Source organism: Rhodoferax sp. GW821-FHT07F03, from assembly GCF_059418745.1.
In genome coordinates, this window is record NZ_JBWKQM010000016.1 from 1 (window position 1) to 25769 (window position 25769).

General features: G+C 61.5%; 21 protein-coding genes, 1 tRNA gene and 1 pseudogene. 14 read left to right on the forward strand and 9 right to left on the reverse strand.

Annotated features, from left to right (window positions below; translation table 11 throughout):
* From AC07R0_RS22125 to AC07R0_RS22145, 5 genes and pseudogenes are all read right to left on the reverse strand, one after another.
* Positions 1–293: pseudogene (locus AC07R0_RS22125) on the reverse strand (type VI secretion system tip protein VgrG); the annotation flags it as partial.
* 172 nt (positions 294–465) lie between these two features.
* Complete coding sequence (locus AC07R0_RS22130; RefSeq protein ID WP_495106484.1) at positions 466–1269, reverse strand: ABC transporter permease; 804 nt, start codon at positions 1267–1269, stop codon at positions 466–468.
* The gene (locus AC07R0_RS22135) at positions 1266–2063 is read right to left on the reverse strand and encodes an ABC transporter ATP-binding protein (RefSeq protein ID WP_495077455.1); all 798 of its coding nucleotides are present in this window, start codon (positions 2061–2063) and stop codon (positions 1266–1268) included. The genes AC07R0_RS22130 and AC07R0_RS22135 overlap by 4 nt, the downstream gene beginning before the upstream one ends.
* A 41-nt stretch (positions 2064–2104) precedes the next feature.
* Positions 2105–3118, reverse strand: a complete 1014-nt coding sequence (locus tag AC07R0_RS22140; protein ID WP_495077329.1) for an ABC transporter substrate-binding protein — start codon at positions 3116–3118, stop codon at positions 2105–2107.
* 144 nt (positions 3119–3262) lie between these two features.
* Positions 3263–3901, reverse strand: coding sequence for a TetR/AcrR family transcriptional regulator (locus AC07R0_RS22145; protein ID WP_495106485.1), 639 nt, complete (start codon positions 3899–3901; stop codon positions 3263–3265).
* 174 nt (positions 3902–4075) lie between these two features.
* On the opposite strand from AC07R0_RS22145, the gene AC07R0_RS22150 reads away from it, so the two are divergent.
* The 6 genes from AC07R0_RS22150 (at position 4076) to AC07R0_RS22175 (ending at position 9446) form a co-directional block, all read left to right on the forward strand.
* Positions 4076–5518: an FAD-binding oxidoreductase gene (locus tag AC07R0_RS22150; RefSeq protein ID WP_495106486.1), complete on the forward strand. Its 1443-nt coding sequence runs from the start codon at positions 4076–4078 to the stop codon at positions 5516–5518.
* 33 nt (positions 5519–5551) lie between these two features.
* Positions 5552–6388, forward strand: coding sequence for a creatininase family protein (locus AC07R0_RS22155; RefSeq protein ID WP_495106487.1), 837 nt, complete (start codon positions 5552–5554; stop codon positions 6386–6388).
* Between the two features lie 4 nt (positions 6389–6392).
* On the forward strand, positions 6393–7583 hold the full coding sequence (locus AC07R0_RS22160; RefSeq protein WP_495106488.1) for an amidohydrolase family protein: 1191 nt from the start codon (positions 6393–6395) through the stop codon (positions 7581–7583).
* Positions 7584–7689: 106 nt separating this feature from the next.
* Entirely contained in the window at positions 7690–8304 is a 615-nt protein-coding gene (locus AC07R0_RS22165) for an NAD(P)H-dependent oxidoreductase (protein WP_495106489.1), read from the forward strand.
* The gene (locus AC07R0_RS22170) at positions 8301–8771 is read left to right on the forward strand and encodes a RidA family protein (RefSeq protein ID WP_495106490.1); all 471 of its coding nucleotides are present in this window, start codon (positions 8301–8303) and stop codon (positions 8769–8771) included. Before AC07R0_RS22165 ends, AC07R0_RS22170 begins: the two co-directional genes overlap by 4 nt.
* A 207-nt stretch (positions 8772–8978) precedes the next feature.
* On the forward strand, positions 8979–9446 hold the full coding sequence (locus AC07R0_RS22175) for a ferritin-like domain-containing protein (protein WP_495077336.1): 468 nt from the start codon (positions 8979–8981) through the stop codon (positions 9444–9446).
* A 10-nt stretch (positions 9447–9456) separates the two neighbouring features.
* On the opposite strand, the gene hpnE is transcribed toward AC07R0_RS22175, so the two are convergent.
* The 3 genes from hpnE to hpnC all read right to left on the reverse strand — a co-directional run bounded on the left by hpnE (position 9457) and on the right by hpnC (position 12589).
* Positions 9457–10728 carry a hydroxysqualene dehydroxylase HpnE gene (hpnE, locus tag AC07R0_RS22180; protein WP_495106491.1) on the reverse strand — a complete coding sequence of 424 codons (1272 nt, stop codon included), beginning with the start codon at positions 10726–10728 and terminating at the stop codon, positions 9457–9459.
* 138 nt (positions 10729–10866) lie between these two features.
* A complete protein-coding gene (gene hpnD / locus AC07R0_RS22185; RefSeq protein ID WP_495077338.1) occupies positions 10867–11706 on the reverse strand; it encodes a presqualene diphosphate synthase HpnD in 840 nt (279 codons plus the stop codon).
* A gap of 16 nt (positions 11707–11722) precedes the next feature.
* A complete protein-coding gene (gene hpnC / locus AC07R0_RS22190) occupies positions 11723–12589 on the reverse strand; it encodes a squalene synthase HpnC (protein WP_495106492.1) in 867 nt (288 codons plus the stop codon).
* 96 nt (positions 12590–12685) lie between these two features.
* Between hpnC and AC07R0_RS22195 the strand changes: the two genes are divergently transcribed.
* From AC07R0_RS22195 to AC07R0_RS22230, 8 genes are all read left to right on the forward strand, one after another.
* A complete protein-coding gene (locus tag AC07R0_RS22195; RefSeq protein ID WP_495106493.1) occupies positions 12686–13888 on the forward strand; it encodes an efflux RND transporter periplasmic adaptor subunit in 1203 nt (400 codons plus the stop codon).
* An 8-nt stretch (positions 13889–13896) separates the two neighbouring features.
* A complete protein-coding gene (locus tag AC07R0_RS22200) occupies positions 13897–17088 on the forward strand; it encodes an efflux RND transporter permease subunit (protein ID WP_495106494.1) in 3192 nt (1063 codons plus the stop codon).
* A 142-nt stretch (positions 17089–17230) separates the two neighbouring features.
* Positions 17231–17317 (forward strand) — tRNA-Leu (locus AC07R0_RS22205).
* Between the two features lie 22 nt (positions 17318–17339).
* Positions 17340–18650, forward strand: coding sequence for a trigger factor (tig, locus tag AC07R0_RS22210; protein WP_495077342.1), 1311 nt, complete (start codon positions 17340–17342; stop codon positions 18648–18650).
* A gap of 90 nt (positions 18651–18740) precedes the next feature.
* A complete protein-coding gene (clpP, locus tag AC07R0_RS22215; RefSeq protein WP_490593529.1) occupies positions 18741–19361 on the forward strand; it encodes an ATP-dependent Clp endopeptidase proteolytic subunit ClpP in 621 nt (206 codons plus the stop codon).
* A gap of 103 nt (positions 19362–19464) precedes the next feature.
* Positions 19465–20730, forward strand: coding sequence for an ATP-dependent Clp protease ATP-binding subunit ClpX (gene clpX, locus AC07R0_RS22220; RefSeq protein WP_495106495.1), 1266 nt, complete (start codon positions 19465–19467; stop codon positions 20728–20730).
* 120 nt (positions 20731–20850) lie between these two features.
* Positions 20851–23271, forward strand: a complete 2421-nt coding sequence (lon, locus tag AC07R0_RS22225; RefSeq protein ID WP_495077344.1) for an endopeptidase La — start codon at positions 20851–20853, stop codon at positions 23269–23271.
* A gap of 170 nt (positions 23272–23441) precedes the next feature.
* Entirely contained in the window at positions 23442–24896 is a 1455-nt protein-coding gene (locus AC07R0_RS22230; protein WP_495106496.1) for a DEAD/DEAH box helicase, read from the forward strand.
* A gap of 10 nt (positions 24897–24906) precedes the next feature.
* On the opposite strand, the gene AC07R0_RS22235 is transcribed toward AC07R0_RS22230, so the two are convergent.
* Positions 24907–25752 (reverse strand): symmetrical bis(5'-nucleosyl)-tetraphosphatase, encoded by an 846-nt coding sequence (locus AC07R0_RS22235; RefSeq protein ID WP_495106497.1) that lies wholly within the window; start codon positions 25750–25752, stop codon positions 24907–24909.
* Between the last annotated feature and the right edge of the window lie 17 nt (positions 25753–25769).

A 25769-nucleotide genomic window follows, 5' to 3' on the forward strand; every position in this document is an offset into this window, starting at 1 on the left:
AGCTGGGCGGCTTGCACCACCAGGCCGGTGAAGGGGGTGCGGCTGCCGTCGGACAGGCTGGTCTGCAGGCTGGCGCGCTGGCCCAGCAGCTGGTCGGTGGCGATGTCGGCCTGGGTGCTCAGGGCGATGATGTCGCGGCTGCCTACGCTGTGCAGCGATTCGCTGGCCGCGAAGGCTTCTACCAGCAGGCTGGGGGTCTTACTGGAGGCGGCTTCTGGCGCACCCAGGGTCAACTCGTACAGGCGGCTCGTGCTGGTGAATGCTTGGAGCAGGGCGGTCAAATCGGTGGGCATGGGGTGGACGTGGACCTTGTGGAGGGCCGCAGTTTGCCGCGAAATGCGCCCCTATCCCGTGCTCCCAGGCAATTTACGAAAGCAGCTGTAACCGCTTGTCCCTAAAAAGGGGGAGGTCTGCGCTGTGGCGCTTTCGTTTCCGGGCGGGCATAGGCCGCCGCCTGCGCGCAGTTCAACTACCGGGGTTTTCGCTGGCGTGCCAGCCGCGCAGGGTTCGCTGCGATGCCCAGGCCATGGCGGCGAACAGTGCGATGCCGGTCAATGAGATCAACAGCAGGGCGGCAAACATGCGCGGGATGTTGAGCTGGAAGCCCGCCTGCAGGATTTGGTAGGCCAGGCCGCCGCCGGTGCCGCCGGTGCCGGCCACAAATTCGGCCACCACTGCGCCTATCAACGCCAGGCCGCTGGAGATGCGCAGCCCACCAAAAAAATACGGCAGGGCGCTGGGGATGCGCAGGCGGAACAGGGTCTTCCAGCGGCTGGCATGGTTCAGGCGGAAGTAGCTTTGCAGATCGGGGTCTATGCTGCGCAGGCCCAGCGTGGTGTTGCTGATGATGGGGAACAGGGCCACCAGTGTGGCGCACAACACCATGGACAGCGTGGGGTCCTTTACCCAGATGATGATCAGCGGCGCAATGGCCACGATGGGCGTGACCTGTAGCAGCACGGCGTACGGGAACAGCGCGGTCTCGATGGCCTTGTTCTGCACAAACACAAACGACACCAGCACGCCCAGCACGACGGCCATCAGGAAGGACAGCAGGGTGATCTTCAACGTGACCAGCAGGGCACCGAACAGTACGGCGCTATCGCTCACCAGGGTCTGCAGGGTCAGGAAGGGCGACGGTATCAGGTAGGGCGGCAGCTCCAGCCCCACCACCAGACCCTCCCACAGGGCCAGCACCAGGATGCCGATGATGCCGGGGTACGCAACGCGCTGCACGTTGGCGCGCATGAGCAGGGGCGTGGGTTTCATGCGGTCTCCTCGCTGGCGCGCAGCAGGCTGTGCTGCAGCTGCTGGGCATAGCGGCTGAATTGCGGACTGACCATGAAGTCCGCCTTGCGCGGGTAGGGCTCGTCGATGCGGAATTCCTCCACCACGCGGCCGGGCCGTGCCGCCATCATGACGACGCGGGTGGACAGGAACACGGCTTCGTGGATGGAGTGGGTGACGAACACCACGGTGAGCTTTTTCTTCTGCCACAGCTCCAGCAACTCGGCGTCCAGCTTGTGGCGGGTGATCTCGTCCAGCGCGCCAAAGGGCTCGTCCATCAGCAGCAAGTCGGGCTGGGTGGCCAGGCCGCGCGCGATGGACACGCGCATCTGCATGCCACCCGACAGCGTGCGCGGCAGTGCCTGCGCAAAGCCGCTGAGGCCGACCAAAGCGAGGGCGTCGTCTACCCGCTCTTGCGCCTGGGCGCGCGGCACGTCGGCCAGGTCCAGCGGCAGGCGCACATTGGTGGCCACGCTGGCCCAAGGCATCAGCGTGGGAGACTGGAACACAAAGGCCAGCTTGTGCGCGCTGCCGTGCATCTGGTCCACCGGCTTGCGCCACAGCAACAGGCGGCCATCGCTGGGCTGCAGCAGGCCGGCCACCATTTTCAGCAACGTGCTTTTGCCGCAGCCCGAGGGGCCAAGCAGGGTGACGAATTCACCCTCGGCCACGCTCAGCTGTACCGGCTGCAGGGCCCGCGTACCGTTCGGGTAGACCATCTCGGCGGACAACACTTCGATGGCCGGGATGGCGGGCGTGGGCACGGGTGGTGGCATGTTCGTCATGGTGGGGGCCTGGGGTACTACTGCTACGCCGCTTAGGGCATGACCTTCAGGTCTTTGACGAACTCGGTGGTGTAGGCCTTGGCCAGCGGCACCTTGGCTGGGTCCAGCAGCTTGGCGCCGACCAGGAAGTCGTAGCTGGCCTTGGCGCGCGCATCGGTGATCACGCCTATGCCCAGCGTGGCCGCGTCGCCACCGGTGACCAGGCCGGTTTCCTTCAGCTTGGCCACGCTGTAGCTCAGCTGGTCATCGGTCATGTCAGGGTTTTCTTTCTTGATCAGGGCGTTGCCCAGGGCGGGGTCTTTCAGGTAGTTCTTCCAGCCCTCGGCCGAACCTTTGACGAAGGCGGCCACGGCCTTGTTGCGGTCCTTCAGCGTCTTCTCCATGCAGGAGATGGTGGTGGAGTAAGCGGGGTAGCCAAAGTCGCTGAACAGCAGGGTGGTGGCCTTCACGCCGGCCTTCTGGATGGCATAGGGCTCGGAGGTCAGATAACCCTGCTGGGCCACGTTCTTGTCGGCCAGAAAGGGCTGGATGTTGAAGGTGTAGGGCCGTGTCTGCGCGTCAGTCAGGCCGTATTTGGCTTTGACCCAGGCCCAGTAGTCGCGGCCTGCGGTGGACGAGATCAGCAGGGTCTTGCCCTTCAGGTCTTCCATCTTTTTTACATCGTCATGGGCCACGAAGACCTGCGGGTTCTTCTGGAACATGGCGGCCACTGCCACGATAGGTACGCCGCTTTCGCGGATCTGCATGACCTGGAAGTCGCTGGAGGCCATCACGCAGTCGGCCTGGCCGGCGGCCATGATCTGGATCTGGTTGACCTGCGGGCCACCCATCTTGACGGTCACGTCCAGCCCGTATTTTTTGTAGGTGCCGTCGGCAATCGCCTGGTAGAAGCCGCCGTGCTCGGCCTGGGCAAACCAGTCGGTCATGTAGATGAACTTTTCGGTGCTCTGGGCCTGGGTCAGCCCGGGGGCGCAGGCGATGCAGGCCAGGGCGGTGGCGAATAAGCGGCTTAGGGCGGGTGGGTAGGTGCGGCGTGCGAGGGACATGGGTAAGACTCCGTCGTGGCAGTGGGTTGAGAAACCGGTACAAGCGTCATTCGCGCCAGAGACTGGACGGTTTGACCACTTGGACAAATTACGCAAAACATGTGCCAAGCCACCGCTGATGGCGTGCTACGCCTTCTTGGCGGCTTACAGCGCCGGTAGACCGCAGCCGAGCAAAACCAGGTTTACCAGCTCGTCGGCGATCTGCTCGCGCGGCAGGGCAGCGTTGGCCTCCAGCCCCAGCATCACCCGGGCCTGTACGCCATAGTCGGCATAGTGCTGGGTCATGGCCCAGATGTGCATCAGCAGCAGATGCGGGTCCATGCGGCGCATCAGGCCGCGGTCCATCCAGTGCTGGATGGCGGCGACTGCCTTGTTCGTGTCGCGCACCGCTATTGGCCAGTATTTCTCCAAATTGGTGCCACCGCTGAGCACCTCATTGGTGAACAGGCGCGACAGCTCGGGCTGGTCCAGCGCGTAATCGAGCTTGGTGCGGATGTAGTGGGCCAGGGTGTGGCGCGGGTCTTCGGTATGGTGGTCGAAGGTGAAGGCATCGGTCCATTTTTTCAACAGACCAAACAGCAGCTCTTCGTACAAATGCTCCTTGCCCTTGATGTAGTAGTGCAGCTGCTGCTTGGTGATGCCCGCGCGCTGGGCAATCATCTGGGTGGACACGCCTTTGAAGCCGTGCAGGCTGAACTCGGCAATCGCTGCCTCGCGGATCTGCGCCATGATTTGCGCGCGCCCGGGCCGGGCTGCGGAAGAGGGGGAGGAAGGTGGGCTCATGCGCGGATGACAGCTGTTGAAATCGGTTCGTTCAGGTGGGCCGAGTGTACGTAGGGCGCTGGCCGCAGCGGGGGCCAAATAAATGTGACTGATGAGTTTGACCAATTGGTCTGAAAGTTGCATGGCTGAAGTAAATTGCCCCAAGCCCTTGTTGCACAAAGGATGTAGACGCCCATGCCCAGCCCCACTCTGGCCACTTCTATCGCTGCTTCGTTGACGGCTTTCCTGGCCGATATTGCCGGCATTGAGCAGTCGCAGAACCCCGGCCTGCTTGGCACCAAGAGCAAGGATTACTTCTGGTACAGCCCCTTGCTTCAAGAGGCGCTGGGCGACAAGCTGGGCGAGGTCTGGGTCAAGCCCGCGAACGAGGTCGAGGTCATTCGCGTGGCCAGTGCGGCGGCGCGGCACCGCATCACGCTCACGCTGCGCGGCGGCGGCACTGGCAACTACGGCCAATGTGTGCCGCTGGAGGGTGGGGTGATTCTGGACATGACCGGGCTGAACCGCGTGCTGTCCATCCGCCCCGGCCAGGTGCAGTGCGAGGCCGGCATCCTGATCCTGGACCTGGAGCGGGCCGTGCATGCGGACCCTTGTGTGCCCGGCGGCCAGCAATTGCTGATGTACCCCAGCACGCGTGACATCGCCACCATTGGCGGCTTCATCGGCGGCGGCTACGGCGGCGTGGGCTCGGCGCGCAACGGCATCCTGAAAGACCCCGGCAACGTAACCCAGGTACGCGTGGTGACGGTGGAGGCCGAGCCCCGCGTCGTCACGCTGCAGGGCGCGGACATTCAAAAGGTGCACCACGCCTTTGGTACCAATGGCATCGTCACCACCCTCACGCTGGGCCTGCAGCCCGCCGTGGAATGGGTGCACCACATCGCCCTGTTTGAAAGCTATGGCCAGGCCCTGCGCATGGGTGTGGCCGCGACCGAAGCCCTGGCGCAGACCGTGCCGCTGGACGGCGGGCCACCCCAGGCCGATGTGCTGGACGCCTTTCTCATCACCGCGGTGGAGCGGCGCTTTGCCCCGTACTACGCCGAGGCCTTTGGCGCGCGTTTCCCGGCCGACCGGGACGCCGTGTTCTCCATGGTTCACCCCGACTACCTGGAGCGCTGGCGCGCCATGGTGGCGCAGCACGGTGGCGTGGAAACCATGGCCCTGACCGAAGAGGCGCTGACCGCGCAGAAGCTGATACCGGCATTTGAATGCGGCTGGAACCACACCACGCTGATGGCCTTGCGGCACGACCGCAGCTGGACCAATCTGCAAACCGTCCACGCCTGGCCGCTGGATGTGGCGTTGATCGAGCGCCAGATGCAGCACTGGGACAACGAGGTGCTGATGCACCACGAGTTTGGCCGCGACCGCCACGGCCCTGTGGTGTTCGGCCTGCCGCTGGTGGCCTACTTTGACCGCGAACGGCTGTACGAAATCATTGCCGAATTCGAGGCCGATGGCTGCGCGGTGTTTGACAACCACGTCTACACCATCGAAGACGGCGGCATGAAGGTCATCGACACGGCGCAGATCGACTTCAAGAAAGAAGCTGACCCGCATGGCCTGATGAACCCCGGCAAGACCCGTGGCTGGACGCCCGACATGGCGCGGGCCTGAGTACGTGTTCAATCGACAAAAGGGAATGTCTCTATGCAGCTGAAGTCAGCGTTCTGGGCCGATTTGACGACCCTCGATTTCGCGCACATCCAGGCCTCGGCCGATGTGGGTTCCGTGGTGGCGGTGCTGCCGGTGGCTGCCATTGAGCAGCACGGCCCGCACCTGCCGGTGAGCGTGGACACCACCATTGTGGACAGCGTGATCGCCTCCGCCGTGCCGCGCCTGCCCGCCGATCTGCCGGTGCTGTTCTTGCCCACCCAGCAGGTCGGCAAGAGCAACGAGCACCAGGCTTTTCCGGGCACGCTGACCTTGGGCGTGGAGACGCTGATCCGCGTCTGGATGGAGCTGGGCGACTGCGTGGCGCGCACCGGCATCCGCAAGCTGGTGCTGTTCAACTCGCACGGCGGGCAGATTACGGTGATGGACATCGTGGCGCGCGACCTGCGCGTGCGCCACGGCATGCAGGTGTTCAGCAGCAACTGGTTCAGCCTGCCGCTGCCGGCCGAGGTGGAGTCGCTGTTCAGCCCCGAGGAGCACCGCTTCGGCATCCACGCTGGCGACATGGAAACCTCCATGCTGCTGGCCACCCGCCCCGAATACGTGGACATGGCGCAGGCGCGCGACTTTGTCTCCAGCGCCCAGCAGCGCGCGCGTGATTACCCGCTGGTGGGCGATGGCCGCAGCGCCAAGCTGGCCTGGCAGATCCAGGACTACAACCCCATGGGCGCCGCCGGCAACGCCACGCTGGCCACGGCCGACAAGGGCTTGCGCGTGATCGAGGCCGCCGCCCAGCAGTTGGTGCGCATGCTGCAAGAGGTCTCCAGCCTGCCGCTGGACACCTTGCGCCCACAGCACGGCCTGCCGCTATAGCCCTATGCAGTTCCACAGCCTAGCCATCCCTTTGTGCCTGCGCGGCTTCGCGTCTGATACGCCCGCCGACCAGGCATTTGATATCACCCTCCAGGGCCCGGTAGTGGCTGCGATCACCCCGGTGGCCGGCCCGCCCCAGGGCATGTTGCTCAGCGCCTGCGTTGATGCCCATGTGCATCTGGATAAGAACTACGCGGTCGAGTCCGTAGGCGGCGCCGAGGGTGACCTGATGACCGCCATTACCCGCATGGGCCGCTTCATGGCAGACGAGGGTGTGGCCACGCTGCAGCCGCGCATGGAGCGTGCCCTGCAGGAGGCCTATGCCTGCGGCACCCGTGCCATGCGCACGCACCTGAACTGGGAGCAGGCCGCTGCGCCTGCCGCCTTGCCGGTGTTCGCCCAAGTGCAGGCTGCCTGGCGTGGCCGCGTCGATCTGCAATGGGTGTCGCTGACCCCGCTGGACTTGTTTGCCGATGCCGCCACGGGCGATGCCATCGCCCAGGCGGTGCGCGCGGGCGGCGGTGTGCTGGGCGCTTTTGTCTACCGCAATGCCGATTTGCAGGCCAAGCTGCAGCGCGTGTTCACACTGGCCCGGCAGTACGGCCTGGCGCTGGACTTCCATGTGGACGAAGGTCTGGACGCAGACGCCACCGGCTTGCACAGCATTGCGCAGCTCACGCTGGACTACGGTCTGCAGGGCCGGGTGGTGTGCGGCCATGTGTGTTCCTTGTCCGCCCAGCCCGTGGCCCAGGCGCAGGACACGCTCGCTCTGTGCGCCCAGGCCGGCATCCACATAGTGGCCCTGCCCACCACCAATCTGTACCTGCAAGGCGCCTGGGATGGCACGCCGGTGGAGCGCGGGATTACAAGGTTAAAAGAGGCTGCGGCGCACGGAATACCTGCGTGTATAGCTACAGATAACGTAGCAGACGCGTTTTACCCCTATGGCAGCTACGACCTGCTGGACAGCTTTGCCCTGGGTGTGCAGATGGCTCACCTGGCGCCGGCGCAGGACTGGCTGGCCAGCATCACCACCCACCCGGCCGCCGCCCTGGGCCTGGCCTGGGACGGCCGCATCGCCCCTGGCTGCCCGGCCGACCTGGTGGTGCTGGCCGCGCGCAGCGGCTACGAGCTGCTGACCCCGCGCGCGCGCCAGCGCACGGTGCTGCGTGGCGGGCAGGCGCTGGGCGGCTAAGGTTTTTTTCTTACCGGGTACTGGCCACCTGCCTGGCGATGGGCTGGTACCCGGTTTCTTCACCGCCTCGCCAGGCCTGGCCTGGGCCCCAGCTTGCTGGCCCAGCGTGAATGGTTATCTTGCCGTGCGCACCTTGGTTGTCCATTGCCACCCCAATCCGCAGAGCTTCAACACGGCTCTGTTCCATACCACCTGCCAGGCGCTGAGCGAGGCCGGTCACGAAATGCGCCGTACCGACCTGTATGCCGAGAACTTCCAGCCCGTCATGAGCTGCGAGGAGCGCGTGGCCTATCTGGATAACACCGGCCTGCTGCAGGCGCGGGTGGCCCAGCATGTGGACAACATCCGCTGGGCTGAGCACCTGGTGTTCGTCTTCCCTACCTGGTTTTACGGCCCGCCGGCCATGCTCAAGGGCTGGTTGGAGCGTGTCTGGCTGCCGGGCGTGGCCTTTTTGCCAGCCAAGTCCAGGGGGCTGCCGGCCCAGGCCGGCATGCGCCATATCCGCCGGCTGACAGTGGTGACCACCAGCGGCTCGCCACGCTGGTGGTTGTTCGCCATCGGCAACCCCGGGCGGCGCCTGTTTCTGCGTGGCCTGCGCGCCACCTTTGCCCTGCGCTGCCGCACCACCTGGCTGCAGATGTACAACATGAACCACGTCACCCGCGAGGACTGCAGCCGCTTTCTGCAGCGGGTGGCGCATACCTTGAGAGCCATGCCATGAGCAACACCTCTACATCCAGCCAACCCATAGGCCAGCCGCTGGCCAACTATGCCGCCTGCAAACGCGCGGGTGATTTCATCTTCATGAGCGGCGTGATCGCGGTGGACCCGGTGGCGCGCAAGGTGGTGTCCAGCTATGCCGACGTGCCGCCCGCCGTGCGCGCCCAACTCGGCGAAACCGGCCAGATGTCGGTGGACATCTTCGAGGCGCCCATCCTGACGCAGAGCTGGTTTGTGCTGGAGCGCATCCGCCAACTGATCGAGGCCGAGGGCGGGCAGATGTCCGACGTATTCAAGCTGGTGCAGTACTTCCGCGACCTGCGCGACTACCCCCACTACAACCGCGTGCGCAGCCGGTTTTTCACCGAGCCGCCGGTCAGCACCGTGGTGGAGGTGTCGCGCTTTTTGCCCAGCGACGCGGTGCTGGTGGAGGTGGAGGCCACGGCCTATTTGCCGCAGAAAAAATAATGAAAATAATGGTGTTTGCGCACATCCCGTATGCGCAGGTAGCTATTTAATTTATAGCTATTTGGCTGCTCTTGACCGCTGGGATGCGGGGCATCCTCCTACGGGCATGCACTTGTATGGCTGACGTACATCGGCCGCCAACAGGTCCAAGATGGACTCCATGGGCCGAGTCGGTCCTATGTGTTCCATTTCCCTAAGGAGTCAAGTATGCAAACCACATCCGATATCGACCAAGCCGTGGTTTCCACGCTCAACGAGCTGTTGGAGACATGTCGCGACGGTGAATACGGCTTTAACGCCTGTGCCAGTCGCACGTCAAACCCCGAGCTGAAAGCCATTTTTGAGCAGCGTTCCAAGGAGTGCACGTCGGCGGCGCTGGAGCTGTATGCGCAGGTGCTGGACCTCGGTGGCACGCCGGAAGAAGGCGGTACCGCCGGTGGTGCGGTGCAGCGGGGCTGGGCCGCTGTGCGTGGCCTGCTCAGCGGTAATAGCGACTACGCGATCCTGGACGAGTGCGAGCGCGGCGAGGACATGGCTCTGGCGCACTACCGCAAGGCCATGAAGCACGTGTTGCCGAACGACGTGCGCGTACTGGTTGAGCGCCAGATGAGGGGTACCCAGGCAAACCACGACCAGATCAAGGCCCTGCGCGACCAGTACAAGGAACGCGCCTAAGTTGGTTGGCTCAGGCTTGAGCGGGTAGTGACTGCGCAGCCGCCATGCCGCTGCGCACTGCGCCCTCTAGCGTTGCGGGGTAGGGCCCGTCCACGTAGTCGCCGCAGGCGTTCAGGCCAGGCGCAATATGTTGCGCCGGGCGTTGCAGACCGGGCGTGCAGGCAAAGGTGGCGCGCTTTTCCACCACGGTGCGCAGGGGGCGCAGATCGCGCAGACCCAGCTGCGCCTTGCCCTGGGCGATGACCGCATCCTCCAGCGCTTGCCGGTCGCCCTGGCTGGCGCTGGCCACAAAGGCCAGCAGGCCGGCCGGGCCGCCAAGCTGGCCGCGGTCAAACACAAACTGGGCAGGGTTTGAAGCATCGCCGCGCAGCGACAGCATGGGTTGGGCCAGCCGCGTGCCGCTATGGGCGTAGACGGTGGCTATCGCCTCAAACTGCAGGGCCTGGGTGTGCTGCAGCCAGGCATCGGCCGCTGTACCCGCGATACCGCTGGCCGCGACCAGGCGTGCGGCCTCCCAGGGTGGGCAAGCCAGCAGCAGGTGGTCGAAGGCGGCGCCATCCACCCACCATTGGCTGCCTTCGGGGGCAATGTGGTGCACGCGCTGCCCGGTTTTAACGCTGGCGCCATGCCGCTGCAGCCAGTCCACGGCGGGCAGGGGGAACAGGGCGCCCAGGTCCACCCGGGGCAGCAGCAGGTTCGATCCACCCGGTGCGCCAAACAGCGAATCCTTGATCACCCGCAGAAACACCTGGCCGCTGGATTGCGCGGCCGGGGTGTTGAGCGCGGCCACGCACAGCGGTTCGATCAGCTCGGCCGTGACGCGCGGCGTGAGTGGTGCGCACAGATCAGCCACCGACTGTTCTGCCCGGCAGCGGAAGCCGGTTAACTGCCAGCCTACGGCGGTACGCAGCAGAGTTGCCTTGTCGGCCCAGCCCCAGCCGCGTGCGCACAGGATGCCCGCCATGGCGTCGAAGGGCGCGGGCAGACTGGGCAGGCGCAGGCCCTGGCCGTCGGGGAACAGCAGGGTCAGCGGCAGGCGCAGCAGGGCTTGGTCAGCATCCACGCCCACGATTTCCATCAGCCGCAGGGTTTCGGCGTAAGCGCCAATGAGGATGTGTTGGCCATTGTCCAGGTCGTCCGGGTTTTCTGTGTCAAACAGGGCTCTGGCGCGCCCACCTAGTGCGCGAGATGCTTCGAAAACTGTAGCGTGGTGGCCCGCTTGGGTGGCGGTGACGGCGGCGGCCAAGCCGGCCCAGCCTGCGCCGACGATGGCGATCTTCACAGTCTAAAAGTCGGTAAAAGCTGCGCCTGGCCCATTCGCGAGATACCGCAGAACCGGCTTTGCCGGGCTGCTGGTATCGCCCCCTGCAAGGGGGTTGGAGGCCACACGCAGTGGGCAAGCCTGGGGGTGTTCATAGACTCATAATTTGTTGAGCGCCTGGACTTTCCACGCCAGCCATAGCTTGCGCAGCGGCGTCAGGCTGACGCGCTGGTGCAGCACCTGGAAGTTGTCGGCCTCGATCTCGCGCAGCAGGGTGCGGTAGATGCTGGCCATCATCAGGCCGGGCTTTTGGGCGCGGCGGTCGGCGGCGGGCAGCATGGCGAAGGCCTGTTCGTATAGGCCGTGGGCGCGTTCGGCCTGGAAGCGCATCAGGGCGACGAAGCGCTCGGAATAGGTGCGCTTGAGGATTTCATGCGCCTTCACGTCGAACTGCTGCAGCTCGTTCACCGGCAGGTAGATGCGGCCCATCAGGGCGTCTTCACCCACGTCGCGGATGATGTTGGTCATCTGGAAGGCCAGGCCCAGGGTGTGGGCGTACTGGGTGGTAGCGGGGTCGGTCTGGCCAAATATTTGCGCCGACACCTCACCCACCACGCCGGCCACCAGGTGGCAGTAGCGCTGCAGGCCGGGGAAGTCCAGGTAGCGGGTCTGCTCCAGGTCCATCTGGCAGCCATCGATGATGGCGTGCAAGTGGCGCGGTTCGATCTTGAACTCGGCCGCCAGCGGCATCAGGGCCTGCATCACCGGGTGGGTGGGTTTGCCGGCAAAGGCGCTGCTCACTTCGGTCTGCCACCAGGCCAGCTTGGTGGCGGCGACGCCGGGGTCGGTGGTTTCGTCGACCACATCATCCACCTCGCGGCAGAAGGCATAGAAAGCGGTGATGGCGGCCCGCCGCTGCTTAGGCAGGAACAGGAAGGCGTAATAAAAACTGCTGCCGGACGAGGCGGCTTTTTCTTGGACGTATTGCTCGGGGGTCATATATAGAGGCTGATTGTCACATCCAAACGGCGCGCCAGAGCATCAGCGGCACGTCCCAGCCGCTGACTTTCGGCCGGGTGTGGCGGGTGGCGAAACCCAGGGCCTCGATTTTGTCCAGGATGCGCAGGCCGCCTTGCACCACCAGGCGCAGCTCCCAGCCGGCACGGCCGGGCACGCGGTGCACCAGCGGGGCGCCGCTGGCCATCAGCGCGCGGGCCCAGGCCACGTTCTCGGCGGTCAGGGCGGTGAGCGCGGGGCTTTGCGGGTTTTGTTGCAGGGCTTGCGCGTCCACGCCGTGGTGCAGGCTGCGGTCTTGTGGCAGGTAGTAGCGGCCGCGCGGCAGGTCCAGGCTCAGGTCCTGCCAGAAGTTGATCAGCTGCAGGGCGTTGCAAATGGCATCGCTGTGCTGCAAGGAGGTGGCATCGTTCACACCATACAGATGCAGCAGCAGGCGGCCGACCGGGGCGGCGGAGCGCTGGCAGTAGTCCAGCAGCTCGGCGCGGTCGGCGTAGCCGGCCTGGTCGCGGGTCTTGATGACATCCTGGGTGAAGGCGCTGAGCAGGTCGGCCAGCAGCTGCTCGGGTAGGGCGAATTGCGCCATGGCGGCTTGCAGCGGTACAAACACCCGCTGCCAGCGTGGCGAGGGTGCGCGGCCCGCGGCCACGGCGGCCAGATCGGCGCGGTAGGCGGCCAGGTCGTCCAGGCGCTGCGGTGGCGGGGCCGTGCCTTCATCGGCGATGTCGTCGGCGGTGCGGGCGAACCAGTAGATCGCCGCGATGGGCGGACGCAGCCGGGCTGGGCACAGGATGGACGCTACGGGGAAGTTTTCGTAGTGGCTGGTGGTTTGTGGGGTAGCATTTTGGGATGGGTCTAGGGCTTTCACGGCCCGGATTGTCGCTTGACATGCTGGCCCCATTCCCATAAATTACTAACCAGTCAGTCAGTAATTCAATCCCCCGCAGTTTTCAGTAGGTTTGTTATGCCCCAGCATTCTTCTTCGTCGCATGTTTTGCGTCCGTCGTTCCGCATGGGCGCCATCTGGGTCGCTGCGGCCCTGCTGGTGGCTGCTTGCTCCAAGCCCCAGTCGGCGCCCGAGCCGGTGCGCGCCGTCAAGGTGATGACGGTGGCGCTGGGTGACATGGGGGCCCAGTTTGAATTCGCGGGCGAGGTGCGGCCGCAGGTGGAGTCGGTGCTGGGCTTTCGGGTGGCGGGCAAGATCCTCCAGCGCCAGGCCGAGCTGGGCCAGCGCGTAAAAGTGGGCCAGGTGTTGGCCCAGTTGGACCCGCAGGATTACAAGCTGGCGGCCGATGCCGCCCGCGCCCAGGTGGCTGCGGCCACCACCAACCGCGACCTGGCCAATGCCGACTACAAGCGCTACAAAGAGCTGAAGGACCAGAACTTCATCAGCAGCGCCGAGCTGGAGCGGCGCGACAGCACGCTCAAGGCTGCCCAGGCCCAGGTGGAGCAGGCCCAGGCGCAGCTATCTTCCCAGGGCAATCAGGCGGCCTACACCCGCCTGGTGTCGGATGTGGCTGGCGTGGTGACAGCGGTGTCTGCCGAGCCCGGCCAGGTGGTGGCCGGCGGCGCGCCGGTGCTGAAGGTGGCCCGGGACGGTGCGCGCGACGTGGTGTTCTCGGTGCCGGAGGACCGGGTTGCCAGCGTCAAGCTGGGCTCGGCCGTGGAGGTGCGGGTCTGGTCCTCAGACACCAAGCTGGCCGGTACGGTGCGTGAGGTGGCGGCCAGTGCCGATCCGGCGACCCGGACCTTCCTGGTCAAGGTGGCGATCGATGCGCAGACGGCGCCGCCCCTGGGTACCACGGTATCGGTGGTGCTGGCATCGCTGACCCGCGGTGGCGTGCCGGTGATCAAGCTGCCCACCAGCGCCCTCAAGCAGGAAGCCAATGGCAGCACGGCGGTCTGGGTGCTGGATACCGCCAGCATGACGGTGAAGTCGCAGCCCGTGGTGGTGGCCACGGCCGACGGTAACGAGGTGGTGCTGGCCAGCGGCCTGGCGCCGGGCATGCAGGTGGTGACGGCCGGTGTGCATGTGCTGGCCCCGGGGCAGAAGGTTTCGGTTTACGTGCCAAAAGAGCCTGTAGCGCAGGATATACGTGCGCAAGCAGCTATGAATTCTGCAGCAAGTGCAACTCCTGCGGCCCTGTCGGCTTCAGCGGCCAAGTGAGTTTTTAGATGACACAAGCCGACCATTCCACTCCGGCCAAGCCGGGCTTCAATCTTTCCAAATGGGCGCTGGAGCACGCGGCGCTGACCCGCTACCTGATGGTGGTGCTGATGGTGTTGGGCTTTGCCTCCTATTTCCAGCTGGGGCAAGATGAGGACCCGCCTTTTACTTTCCGTGCAATGGTGGTGCGCACCTATTGGCCCGGGGCGACGACCCAGCAGGTGGCCGAGCAGGTGACGGACAAGTTGGAGCGCACCCTGCAGGGGGTGCCGTATGCCGACAAGATTCGCAGCTATTCCAAGCCGGGCGAGTCGCAGATCATCTTTTATGTGAAGGAGGCAATCCGCGGCAATGACGTCACCAACAGCTGGTACGTCGTGCGCAAGATGATCGGCGACATGCGTTACACCTTGCCGCCCGGTGTGCAGGGGCCGTTTTTCAATGACGATTTTGGTGACGTGTATGGCGTGATTTACGCGCTGGAGTCGGACGGCTTCAGTAGCGCCGAGGTGAAGGATTTTGCCGACGATGTGCGCCAGCAACTGCTGCGCGTACCGGACGTGGCCAAGGTGGATCTCTTCGGTGTGCAGGATGAGAAGGTCTACATCGAGATATCCCAAAAGCGCCTGGCCCAGTTGGGGCTGGATTTGAACCAGGTGCTGGCCCAGCTGGGCCAGCAGAACGCGGTGGAGAGCGCCGGCACGGTACAGACCCCACTGGACGTGGTGCAGGTGCGCGTGGCCGGGCAGTTTGCATCGTTGGACCAGTTACGCGCCATGCCTATCCGGCCGGCCGTGGCGTCCGGTCGCCAGTTCCGCCTGGGGGATCTTGCCGATGTTCGTCGTGGCTATATAGATCCGCCGAGCGTCAAGGTGCGCCACCAGGGCAAGGAGGTGATTACCGTGGGTGTGTCCATGGCCAAGGGTGGGGACATCATTGCCATGGGCAAGGCCTTGGACCTTGCCGTCAAGAAGATTGGTGCAAATTTGCCCGCTGGCGTGTTGCTGGCCCAGGTGCAGGACCAACCCAAGACGGTGAGTACTTCGGTCAACGAGTTCATCCACGTATTGGTCGAAGCCGTGGTGATCGTGCTGGCGGTCAGCTTCATCAGCCTGGGCCTGCACAAGCGTCCTGGCAGCCACCCATTCTGGCGTAGCTACACCCTGGACATACGGCCAGGCCTGGTGGTGGCCATCACCATTCCGCTGGTGCTGGGCGTGACCTTTCTGGGCATGTGGTACTGGGGAATCGGTCTGCACAAGATTTCGCTGGGCTCGCTGATCATTGCGCTGGGTCTGCTGGTGGACGACGCCATCATTGCCGTGGAGATGATGGTGCGCAAGATGGAGGAGGGCTACGACAAGGTGCGCGCGGCCACCTTCGCGTACGAGATTACCGCCATGCCCATGCTGACAGGCACGTTGATTACGGCGGCCGGCTTTTTGCCCATTGGCATCGCCAAGTCCACCACGGGTGAATACACCTTTGCCATTTTTGCCGTGACCGTGCTGGCTTTGCTGATCAGCTGGGTGGTGTCGGTGTACTTCGTGCCCTACCTGGGGGTGTTGCTGCTCAAGGCCCCGCCGCATATCCAAGCTGCACAGTCGGGTGAGGAGCCTGTCGTTCATGAAACGTTCAACTCGCCCTTTTACAACCGTTTTCGCCGCCTGGTGCATTGGTGCGTGCTGCACCGCTGGCTCACGATCGCGGCCACCCTGCTGATTTTTGCCCTGGGTATTGTGGGCATGGGGCGGGTGCAACAGCAGTTCTTTCCGGATTCCAGCCGGCCGGAGATATTGATCGACATCTGGTTCCCCGAGGGCACCTCTTTCGCGGCCAACGAGGCGACCACCAAGCGCCTGGAAGCCCGTTTGCTCAAGGAGCCGGGTGTGAGCACGGTGACCGAATGGGTAGGTTCGGGCTTGCCGCGCTTCTTCTTGCCGCTGGACCAGATATTTCCCCAGACGAACGTGACGCAGTTCCTTCTTATGTCCAAGGACCTGCAGCAGCGCGAAATTCTGCGCGCCAAGCTGCCGGCTTTGCTGGCCGCCGAATTCCCGGAAGTCCGGGGCCGCACCAAGCTTTTGTCCACCGGCCCACCGGTGTCCTATCCGGTGCAGTTCCGAGTTGTCGGCGCCGACCCCAAGGTTTTGCGCCTGCGCGCGGACGAGGTCAAGGCGGTGATGCGCGAGAGCGCCAATACGCGCGGAGTGAATGACAACTGGAATGAGTCGGTCAAGGTCATGCGTTTGCAGATCGACCAGACCAAGGCTTTGGCGCTGGGTGTGAGCAGCCAGTCCATTGCGCAGGCAGCCAAGACCATTCTGAGCGGCACCACGGTCGGGCAGTTCCGTGAGGGTGACAAGCTGATCGACATTGTCATGCGCCAGCCCTTGGACGAGCGCAGCGTCATCACCGATATTGGCAATGCCTATTTGCCCACGGCGACGGGTCAATCCGTCCCCTTGCTACAGGTGGCCCAGCCCGTGTTCGATTGGGAGCCGGGTGTGATGTGGCGTGAAAACCGCGACTTCGCTATCACGGTGCAGGCAGATATCCCCGAGGGATTGCAGGGTGCCACGGTCACCAACGAGCTGCTGCCGGCATTGAAAAAGCTGGAAGCACAATGGGCGGCCAAGGGCTTGACTGCCTACCGCATTGAGGTGGCAGGTGCAGTGGAGGAGAGTAGCAAGGGCTCGGATTCCATCGTGGCGGGCGTCCCTGTCATGCTGTTTTTGACGTTTACCTTGCTCATGCTGCAACTGCAGAGCTTCAGCCGGGCCATGCTGGTGTTTTTGACCGGTCCGCTGGGCATTGCCGGCGTGGCGGGTGCGCTGCTGGCGCTGGGACGTCCTTTTGGCTTCGTGGCCTTGTTGGGCGTGATCGCGTTGATGGGCATGATCCAGCGAAATTCGGTGATTTTGATCGACCAGATCGAGCATGAGCGGGCCCGTGGCGTGCCGACCTGGGATGCGATCGTCGAGTCCGCCGTGGGGCGTCTGCGGCCAATTGTGCTGACCGCCGCAGCGGCCGTGCTGGCCATGATTCCGTTATCGCGCTCGGTGTTCTGGGGGCCCATGGCGGTCGCCATCATGGGCGGGTTGATTGTGGCAACGGTGCTGACCCTGCTGTCTTTGCCTGCCATGTATGCCGCCTGGTTCCGGGTGAAGCGCCCAGCAAGCCACGAAGGCCGCCCTTGAACCGCCCAACGGCGGTTTCCGGGGTACGCTAAAAATCGGGTTTGAAGCGCGCTAAAATAGAGGGCTGACCGATTTCCAGCAGACGGTTTTATGCGATGCGCTATTGGGTGCCTTGTTTAGTCGTCTGTTTAGTTCTGTATTTGCGCGGGTGGCGAAATTGGTAGACGCACCAGGTTTAGGTCCTGACGCCAGCAATGGTGTGGGGGTTCGAGTCCCCCCCCGCGCACCACACTTTTTTATACGAGACCCTGATGGCAGTTACTGTTGAAACCCTAGAAAAGCTGGAACGTAAGATTACGTTGTCCCTGCCAGTGGAAGTGATCCAGAACGAAGTGGCTACCCGTCTCAAGAAGATGGCGCGCACTGTCAAGATGGACGGCTTCCGTCCAGGCAAAGTGCCCATGAACGTGGTGGCGCAGCGCTATGGTTATTCCGTGCATTACGAAGTGATGAACGACAAGGTGGGCGAGGCTTTTGCTGTTGCTGCCAATGAAGCCAAGTTGCGTGTGGCCGGCCAGCCCCGTATCAGTGAAAACGAACAATCCCCCGAAGGTCAAATGGCTTTTGACGCCATCTTCGAAGTGTTCCCTGAAGTCAAGATCGGTGATCTGGCAACTGCCCAGGTGGAAAAGATTTCCGCCGTTGTGGACGACGGCGCGATCGACAAGACGGTTGAAATTCTGCGCAAACAGCGCCGCACCTTCGCACAGCGCGCGGCCGATGCCCCCGCTGAAGATGGTGACCGCGTGACTGTTGACTTCGAAGGCAAGATCGATGGCGAAACTTTCCAGGGCGGCAAGGCTGAAGCCTTCCAATTCCTGGTTGGCGAAGGCCAGATGCTGAAGGAATTCGAAGACGCCGTGCGTGGCATGAAGTCCGGTGAAAGCCGTACTTTCCCTCTGGCATTCCCTGCCGACTACCATGGCAAGGACGTGGCTGGCAAGCAAGCTGACTTCATGGTCACGGTCAACAAGATCGAAGCTGCCCACCTGCCAGAAGTGAATGAGGCTTTGGCTAAGTCGCTGGGCATCGCCGACGCCACCGTCGAAGGTCTGCGTGCCGATATCCGCAAGAACCTCGAGCGCGAAGTCAAGTTCCGCGTGTTGGCGCGCAACAAGCAAGCCGTGATGGATGCGCTGATTGCCAAGGCTGAACTCGATCTGCCAAACGCCAGCGTGCAGTCGGAACTGAACCGCATGGTCGAGTCCGCACGTGCTGACCTGAAGCAACGCGGCATCAAGGACGCTGACAAGGCGCCGATCCCTGATGACGTGTTCCGTCCCCAGGCGGAGCGTCGCGTGCGTCTGGGCCTGGTGGTTGCAGAACTGGTTCGCAGTAATGCTCTGCAAGCCACGACGGAACAAATCAAGGCCCATATCGAAGAGCTGGCTTCCAGCTACGAGAAGCCAGCCGATGTCGTGCGTTGGTACTACAGCGACAACCAGCGTCTGGCTGAAGTCGAAGCCATCGTGATTGAAAGCAATGTGACCGACTTCGTTCTGGGCAAGGCCCAGGTCGTTGACAAGGCCGTTGCATTTGACGAGCTGATGGGTCAGAACTAGTCTGCTGCCGGATTTGGTACAAAGAGGGCTTGTGTTTCTGGCGCAAGCCCTTATTTATTTGTGATGGCTCTTCAATAAGGTAAATACACCATGTTCATCCGTAATAGCACACAAGAAATTCAAGGCCTTGGCATGGTGCCCATGGTCATCGAGCAGTCGGGGCGTGGTGAACGTTCGTACGATATTTATTCGCGCCTGCTCAAGGAGCGCGTGATTTTCCTGGTCGGCCCGGTCAATGACCAGACCGCCAATCTGGTGGTGGCGCAGCTGCTGTTCCTGGAAAGTGAAAATCCCGACAAGGACATCTCGTTCTACATCAACTCGCCTGGCGGTTCCGTGACGGCTGGTATGGCGATTTACGACACCATGCAGTTCATCAAGCCTGATGTGTCCACTTTGTGCGTCGGCATGGCTGCCAGCATGGGCGCGTTCTTGCTGGCGGCTGGTGCCAAGGGTAAGCGTTTCTCCTTGCCAAATTCGCGTGTGATGATCCATCAACCTTCGGGCGGTGCGCAAGGTCAGGCCACTGATATCGAAATTCATGCGCGTGACATCTTGAAAACCCGGGACCAGTTGAACCGCATCCTGGCGGAGCGCACCGGTCAGCCCATCGAGAAGATCGAGCGCGACACGGAGCGTGACTACTTCATGTTTGCCGATGAAGCCAAGACCTATGGCTTGGTGGACGAGGTGATCAGCAAGCGGCCCTGAGCATAAAACAAGAGGCTTTGCGGCCCCTAACGGCGTTTTCTGGAAAAGAAAGCGCCGTTTTTATTTGGTTATCATTCAGCAACGACTGAAAAGGCATTTCTCCATGGCCGAAAAAAAAGGCTCCTCCAGCGAAAAAACTCTGTACTGCTCCTTCTGTGGCAAAAGCCAGCATGAAGTCAAGAAGCTGATCGCAGGACCGTCGGTATTCATTTGTGACGAATGTATCGACCTGTGCAACGACATCATCCGTGATGAGCTGCCCGCCGGGACCGAGTCTCGCGAGGCCGGAGCTGCGCTGCCTACGCCGCTGGATATCAAGAACAACCTTGATAACTATGTTATTGGCCAGAATGTTGCCAAGCGGACTTTGGCCGTTGCGGTTTACAACCATTACAAGCGCCTGCGCCACAAGGAAAGTGCCAAGAAGGACGATGTCGAGTTGGCCAAGAGCAATATTCTCCTGATAGGCCCTACGGGTTCCGGGAAGACCTTGCTGGCGCAAACATTGGCGCGCATGCTGGATGTGCCGTTTGTGATGGCGGACGCGACCACGCTGACGGAAGCCGGCTATGTGGGTGAAGACGTGGAAAACATCGTGGCCAAGCTGCTGCAAAGCTGCAACTACGAAGTTGAGCGTGCCCAGCGCGGCATTGTGTATATCGACGAAATCGACAAGATTTCACGAAAATCGGACAACCCCTCCATTACCCGAGACGTGTCTGGCGAAGGTGTGCAGCAGGCCTTGTTGAAACTCATCGAAGGTACGATGGCCAGTGTGCCCCCACAGGGTGGGCGCAAACATCCTAACCAGGATTTTTTGCAGGTCGATACGACCAATATTCTGTTTATTCTGGGTGGCGCTTTCTCTGGACTTGAAAAAGTCATTGGTAACCGCACCGAGTCCTCGGGTATTGGCTTTGGCGCTTCTGTCAAAAGCAAGGAGCAACGCAGCCTGACCGAGGTGTTTCGCGAGGTGGAGCCGGAGGATTTGATCAAGTTCGGTTTGATTCCCGAACTGGTCGGGCGTATGCCCGTGGTGGCTACCCTGGCGGAACTAAGTGAAGACGCGCTGGTTCAGATCCTGACGGAGCCCAAGAACGCTTTGGTGAAGCAATACAGCAAGTTGCTGGCCATGGAGGGTGTGGATTTGGAAATTCGCCCATCTGCCTTGAAGGCCATTGCCAAGAAGGCTCTGGCGCGCAAGACGGGGGCGCGTGGTTTGCGCTCGATACTGGAGCAGTCGCTCATCGATACGATGTTTGATTTGCCCACCAACCACAATGTGGACAAGGTTGTTGTGGATGAATCCACAATTGACGAGAACAAGCCGCCGCTCCTGGTGTACCGCGAAGCCGCGAAGAAGGCCTGAGTCGAAGTGTTGCATCCTGGGTGGATGCATTTTTTCTGCCCTGCTGCGGTTTAGGCGGCGAGGGTGGCTTGAAAACTGCCGCTAGAAGTCCATATTCAACAGGTTACATAAAGGATCTTCATGTCCGGACACATTTCCCTACCTGCCGAGCCGATCGACTTGCCCTTGCTGCCTTTGCGCGACGTGGTGGTCTTCCCTCATATGGTGATCCCTCTCTTTGTTGGGCGTCCCAAAAGTATCAAGGCGCTGGAAGCTGCGATGGAGGCCGAACGCCGCATCATGCTGGTGGCGCAGAAGGCTGCAGCGAAAGATGAGCCTTCTGTAGCTGACATGTTTGATGTGGGTTGCATTTCCACAATCTTGCAGATGCTGAAGCTTCCTGATGGCACGGTGAAAGTGCTGGTGGAAGGTCAGCAGCGTGCGACGGTAAATCGTATTGAAGATGGCGAGTCACATTTTGTGGCCAGCATCACGCCGGTGGTTGCGTCGGCGGTTGCACACAAAACGACGGAGATCGAGGCATTGCGCCGTGCTGTGATGCAGCAGTTCGACCAGTACGTCAAGCTCAATAAGAAGATTCCGCCCGAAATTCTGACGTCCATTTCCAGCATTGATGATCCAGGCCGTCTGGCGGACACCATTGCTGCGCATTTGCCGCTCAAGTTGGATAGCAAGCAGGTTGTGTTGGATTTGTCCGACGTGCGCGAACGCTTGGAAAACCTGTATGGTCAGCTTGAGCGTGAAGTGGATATTCTGAACGTTGACAAGAAGATCCGTGGCCGCGTCAAGCGTCAGATGGAGAAGAACCAACGCGACTTCTATTTGAATGAGCAGGTCAAGGCCATTCAAAAGGAGCTAGGCGAAGGGGAAGAGGGCGCAGACATCGACGAGATCGAAAAGAAGATCAAGCTGGCGAAAATGCCCAAGGAGGCATTGAAGAAGGCTGAGAGCGAGCTGAAAAAGCTCAAGCTGATGTCTCCCATGTCGGCTGAAGCGACGGTGGTGCGTAACTACATTGATGTACTGACCGCTTTACCTTGGAGCAAGAAGACCAAGATCAAGCACGATTTGCGTAATGCTGAAGAGGTATTGAACGAAGACCACTTCGGGTTGGACAAGGTCAAGGACCGCATCCTGGAATATTTAGCAGTGCAACAGCGCGTGGACAAAGTCAAGGCTCCGATCTTGTGCTTGGTTGGCCCTCCGGGTGTGGGCAAGACATCTTTGGGGCAATCGATCGCCAAGGCGACAGGGCGAAAGTATGTGCGAATGGCCTTGGGCGGCATGCGTGATGAAGCGGAGATTCGCGGTCATCGGCGCACCTATATCGGTGCACTGCCTGGTAAGGTTTTGCAAAGCCTGAACAAGATTGGTACGCGCAACCCGCTGTTTTTACTGGACGAAATCGACAAGCTGGGGACGGACTTCAGGGGTGATCCGTCCAGCGCCTTGCTCGAAGTGCTGGATCCGGAGCAAAACCATACCTTCGGCGACCACTATGTAGAGGTGGATTTCGATTTGAGCGATGTAATGTTTGTCGCAACGTCGAATTCCATGAATATTCCTTCGGCCTTGCTGGATCGTATGGAAGTCATCCGTCTTGCCGGATACACGGAAGACGAGAAGACGAATATTGCCGTCAAGTACCTGTTGCCCAAGCAGTTGAAGAACAATGGTTTGAAGGAAGAGGAGCTATTGCTCACGCCAGATGCCGTTCGTGACATCGTGCGTTATTACACCCGTGAAGCAGGCGTGCGTTCATTGGAACGCGAACTCTCCAAGATTTGCCGCAAGGTCGTCAAGGGGCTTCTGCTCAAGCAAATGACTGCGCAGGTCAAGGTGACGGCGGACAACCTGAATGAGTACCTGGGTGTGCAAAAGTACACCTATGGCCGTGCTGAAGAAAAGAACCAGATCGGTCAGGTCGTCGGCTTGGCGTGGACCGAGGTAGGTGGCGATTTGCTGACCATTGAAGCCGCTATCATGCCGGGCAAGGGCGTAATCACCCGTACCGGTTCGCTGGGCGATGTGATGAAAGAGTCGGTGGAGGCCGCTCGTACGGTGGTGCGTAGCCGGTCGAAGCGCCTGGGTATCAAGGATGAGGTGTTCGAGAAGAAGGACATCCATATCCATGTGCCTGATGGCGCAACGCCCAAGGATGGCCCTAGTGCGGGAGCTGCAATGACGACGGCTTTTGTGTCTGCATTGACGGGCATCCCGGTCCGTGGCGACGTTGCCATGACCGGTGAAATTACCTTGCGTGGCGAGGTTACTGCTATCGGAGGCCTGAAGGAAAAGCTGTTGGCTGCGCTGCGTGGTGGCATCAAGACGGTGTTAATTCCCGAGGAAAACGCCAAAGACTTGCAAGATATTCCGGCTAACGTAAAGAATGGGCTGGAGATCGTTCCCGTCAAATGGATTGACCAGGTTCTGGAGCTAGCATTGGAGCGCATGCCCCAGGCTTTGCCGGATGAAGAACCTGTGGCCGTGGCTCCTGCGCTGGAAGCTGCCGTAACACCTGTGGTGCCGGTCAAACACTAGACCGTTCAAGGCTGGCGGAGGCCCAGGTTTCCGCCAGTTTTGCACTTTCAAAGCGTGTGCCAATGCACGCTTAAAAAGCGGTTTTTGCGTTTTCAGGGATAATCGAGGTTTGCCCACGTCGCGTGGGTGCAATTTGCTATTGTTTGAATAGCTACTTACCTCTGGATTTGATGAGCGATACCCCCCTGGATTCTTTCTCGCAACTGCAGCTTGCAGAACCCTTGTCACGTGCTGTGGCCGACATGGGCTATACGTCGATGACGCCGATTCAGGCGCAAGCCATTCCTGTGGTTTTGCAGGGGCGCGATGTAATGGGAGCAGCCCAAACCGGAACCGGTAAAACGGCGGCGTTTTCGTTGCCCTTGCTGCAGCGCATGCTGAAGCATGAGAACCCGTCTACTTCGCCTGCACGCCATCCTGTGCGGGCCTTGGTCTTGCTGCCTACGCGCGAGCTCGCCGACCAGGTTGCCCAGGCCGTGAAGTCTTACGCCAAATATACGAATCTGCGTAGTGCGGTTGTATTTGGTGGCATGGACATGAAGCCGCAAACACTGGAATTGAAAAAAGGCGTAGAAATTCTGGTCGCGACCCCAGGCCGTTTGCTTGACCATATCGAGGCCAAGAATGCGGTTCTGAACCAGGTGGAATACGTGGTGCTGGACGAAGCCGACCGTATGCTGGATATCGGCTTCCTGCCGGATCTACAGCGTATCTTGAGCTATCTGCCTAAGCAGCGCACGACCTTGCTGTTTTCGGCAACGTTTTCTTCTGAAATTAAGCGTCTGGCCAGCAGTTATCTGCAGGACCCGGTCACTATTGAAGTGGCCCGCTCCAATGCCACGGCGTCGACCGTGGAGCAGCATTTCTACAGCATCAACGCAGACGATAAGCGCCGTGCCTTGCACCAGGTGTTAAAAACCCGCGGTATGAAGCAGGCCTTTGTCTTTGTGAACAGCAAGCTGGGCTGCGCGCGCCTGGCCCGTTCGCTGGAAAAGGAAGGCTTGAAGACTGCAGCCTTGCATGGCGACAAGAGTCAGGACGAACGCCTGAAAGCCCTGGACTCCTTCAAGAAGGGCGAAGTCGATTTGCTGGTCTGTACCGATGTGGCTGCGCGGGGTCTTGACATCAAGGATGTGCCTGCCGTGTTCAACTTTGATGTGCCTTTCAATGCCGAAGACTATGTGCACCGCATTGGCCGTACTGGTCGTGCAGGTGCATCGGGCCTGGCTGTGAGCTTTGTGTCTGGCAGCGATGCCCGTTTGGTGGCCGACATCGAAAAGCTGGTCAAGACCAAGATTGAACTCGAAGCTATCGAGTTTGAAGAAGACATTCCCAAAATCCGCGTGCAGGGTCGCATCAACGATGGTCGCCGTGCCTGGGGTGGTGATGATCCGCGGGATGTGATGGATACGCCGCGTCCGGCGCCGCGCGCACCCCGCCAAGCGGGAGCACCACGAGATCCATTTTTTGACCGCCCTTATGAGCAAACCGCTGCTAGCGATGCTGCTCCGTCCTGGGAAGCTGCGGCCAAACATGCGACCGTGCGGGGGATATCGGCCAATATCAAGCCCAAGCGTAAAGTCGCCGCCTTGTTCAAGGCGATAGACAACTCTATGTCGGCCTGAGTCTGCTTTCTTAGTTGCCGGGGCGCTGCGTTTGCTCGCAGCGTATTTGGATCAGCTGGTTGTCCGCCGTAGAGTTGCCTAGCTTCAGCGCACTTAGGCATCCTCCCCAAACGCAGCCCGTATCCAGCGACAACACGTCGCTGCGGTCCAGCCAGCCCAACGTGGACCAGTGGCCAAAAGCAACCGTGGTGTTTGCTGTGCGCCGTCCTGGCACGTCAAACCAGGGCATGTAGCCAGCTGGCGCTCCGCCTGCACCTTCTTTGCTTTCAAATTCCATCTGGCCGTCGGCCGAGCAAAAACGCAGCCGTGTGAGCGCATTCACGATGACGCGCAATCGATCCATACCTTGCAGGTCGTCGTTCCACTGGGCCGGCGTGTTGCCATACATCTGACCTAAAAATGTCACCAACTCCGGGCCTCGTAAAACGGCTTCCACTTCGGCGGCCAAAGCCAGGGTTTGATCTGCGCTCCATCCAGGTAGCACGCCGGCGTGCACCATCAGGATTTCTTGTCCTTGCAAGCGCTCCAGCATCGCGAGGCGCTGATGGCGTACCCAGTCGAGCAACGCGGGTCTGTCTGGCGCTTCAAGAATGCCCTGCAGGGTATCCTGGCGATGGGCAGGGCGCATACCGTATGCTGCGGCCAGCAAATGCAGATCATGGTTCCCCAGCAGGCAACGTGCGGCATCGCCGTAGCCCATCAAGCGCCGCAGCACCTGGGCCGAGGCGGGGCCTCGGTTCACCAGATCGCCCAGCAAGTAAAGGGTATCGCGGCTGGGGGAGAAATCCAGCCTGTCCAGCAAGCGTTGCAACGGGGCATCGCAGCCCTGGATGTCGCCAATCAAGTAAAGTGCCATCTCCTCATTCTCACATC

What these genes read in the sequence shown, in the direction of transcription:
- tig (WP_495077342.1), top strand. Translation starts at nt 17,340, where the DNA reads ATGGCAGTTACTGTTGAAACCCTAGAAAAGCTGGAACGTAAGATTACG.
- AC07R0_RS22140 (WP_495077329.1), bottom strand. Translation starts at nt 3,118, where the DNA reads ATGTCCCTCGCACGCCGCACCTACCCACCCGCCCTAAGCCGCTTATTC.
- AC07R0_RS22235 (WP_495106497.1), bottom strand. Translation starts at nt 25,752, where the DNA reads ATGGCACTTTACTTGATTGGCGACATCCAGGGCTGCGATGCCCCGTTG.
- AC07R0_RS22175 (WP_495077336.1), top strand. Translation starts at nt 8,979, where the DNA reads ATGCAAACCACATCCGATATCGACCAAGCCGTGGTTTCCACGCTCAAC.
- lon (WP_495077344.1), top strand. Translation starts at nt 20,851, where the DNA reads ATGTCCGGACACATTTCCCTACCTGCCGAGCCGATCGACTTGCCCTTG.
- AC07R0_RS22230 (WP_495106496.1), top strand. Translation starts at nt 23,442, where the DNA reads ATGAGCGATACCCCCCTGGATTCTTTCTCGCAACTGCAGCTTGCAGAA.
- clpX (WP_495106495.1), top strand. Translation starts at nt 19,465, where the DNA reads ATGGCCGAAAAAAAAGGCTCCTCCAGCGAAAAAACTCTGTACTGCTCC.
- AC07R0_RS22170 (WP_495106490.1), top strand. Translation starts at nt 8,301, where the DNA reads ATGAGCAACACCTCTACATCCAGCCAACCCATAGGCCAGCCGCTGGCC.
- AC07R0_RS22145 (WP_495106485.1), bottom strand. Translation starts at nt 3,901, where the DNA reads ATGAGCCCACCTTCCTCCCCCTCTTCCGCAGCCCGGCCCGGGCGCGCG.
- AC07R0_RS22150 (WP_495106486.1), top strand. Translation starts at nt 4,076, where the DNA reads ATGCCCAGCCCCACTCTGGCCACTTCTATCGCTGCTTCGTTGACGGCT.
- AC07R0_RS22155 (WP_495106487.1), top strand. Translation starts at nt 5,552, where the DNA reads ATGCAGCTGAAGTCAGCGTTCTGGGCCGATTTGACGACCCTCGATTTC.
- AC07R0_RS22195 (WP_495106493.1), top strand. Translation starts at nt 12,686, where the DNA reads ATGCCCCAGCATTCTTCTTCGTCGCATGTTTTGCGTCCGTCGTTCCGC.
- AC07R0_RS22200 (WP_495106494.1), top strand. Translation starts at nt 13,897, where the DNA reads ATGACACAAGCCGACCATTCCACTCCGGCCAAGCCGGGCTTCAATCTT.
- AC07R0_RS22160 (WP_495106488.1), top strand. Translation starts at nt 6,393, where the DNA reads ATGCAGTTCCACAGCCTAGCCATCCCTTTGTGCCTGCGCGGCTTCGCG.
- hpnD (WP_495077338.1), bottom strand. Translation starts at nt 11,706, where the DNA reads ATGACCCCCGAGCAATACGTCCAAGAAAAAGCCGCCTCGTCCGGCAGC.
- AC07R0_RS22135 (WP_495077455.1), bottom strand. Translation starts at nt 2,063, where the DNA reads ATGCCACCACCCGTGCCCACGCCCGCCATCCCGGCCATCGAAGTGTTG.
- clpP (WP_490593529.1), top strand. Translation starts at nt 18,741, where the DNA reads ATGTTCATCCGTAATAGCACACAAGAAATTCAAGGCCTTGGCATGGTG.
- AC07R0_RS22130 (WP_495106484.1), bottom strand. Translation starts at nt 1,269, where the DNA reads ATGAAACCCACGCCCCTGCTCATGCGCGCCAACGTGCAGCGCGTTGCG.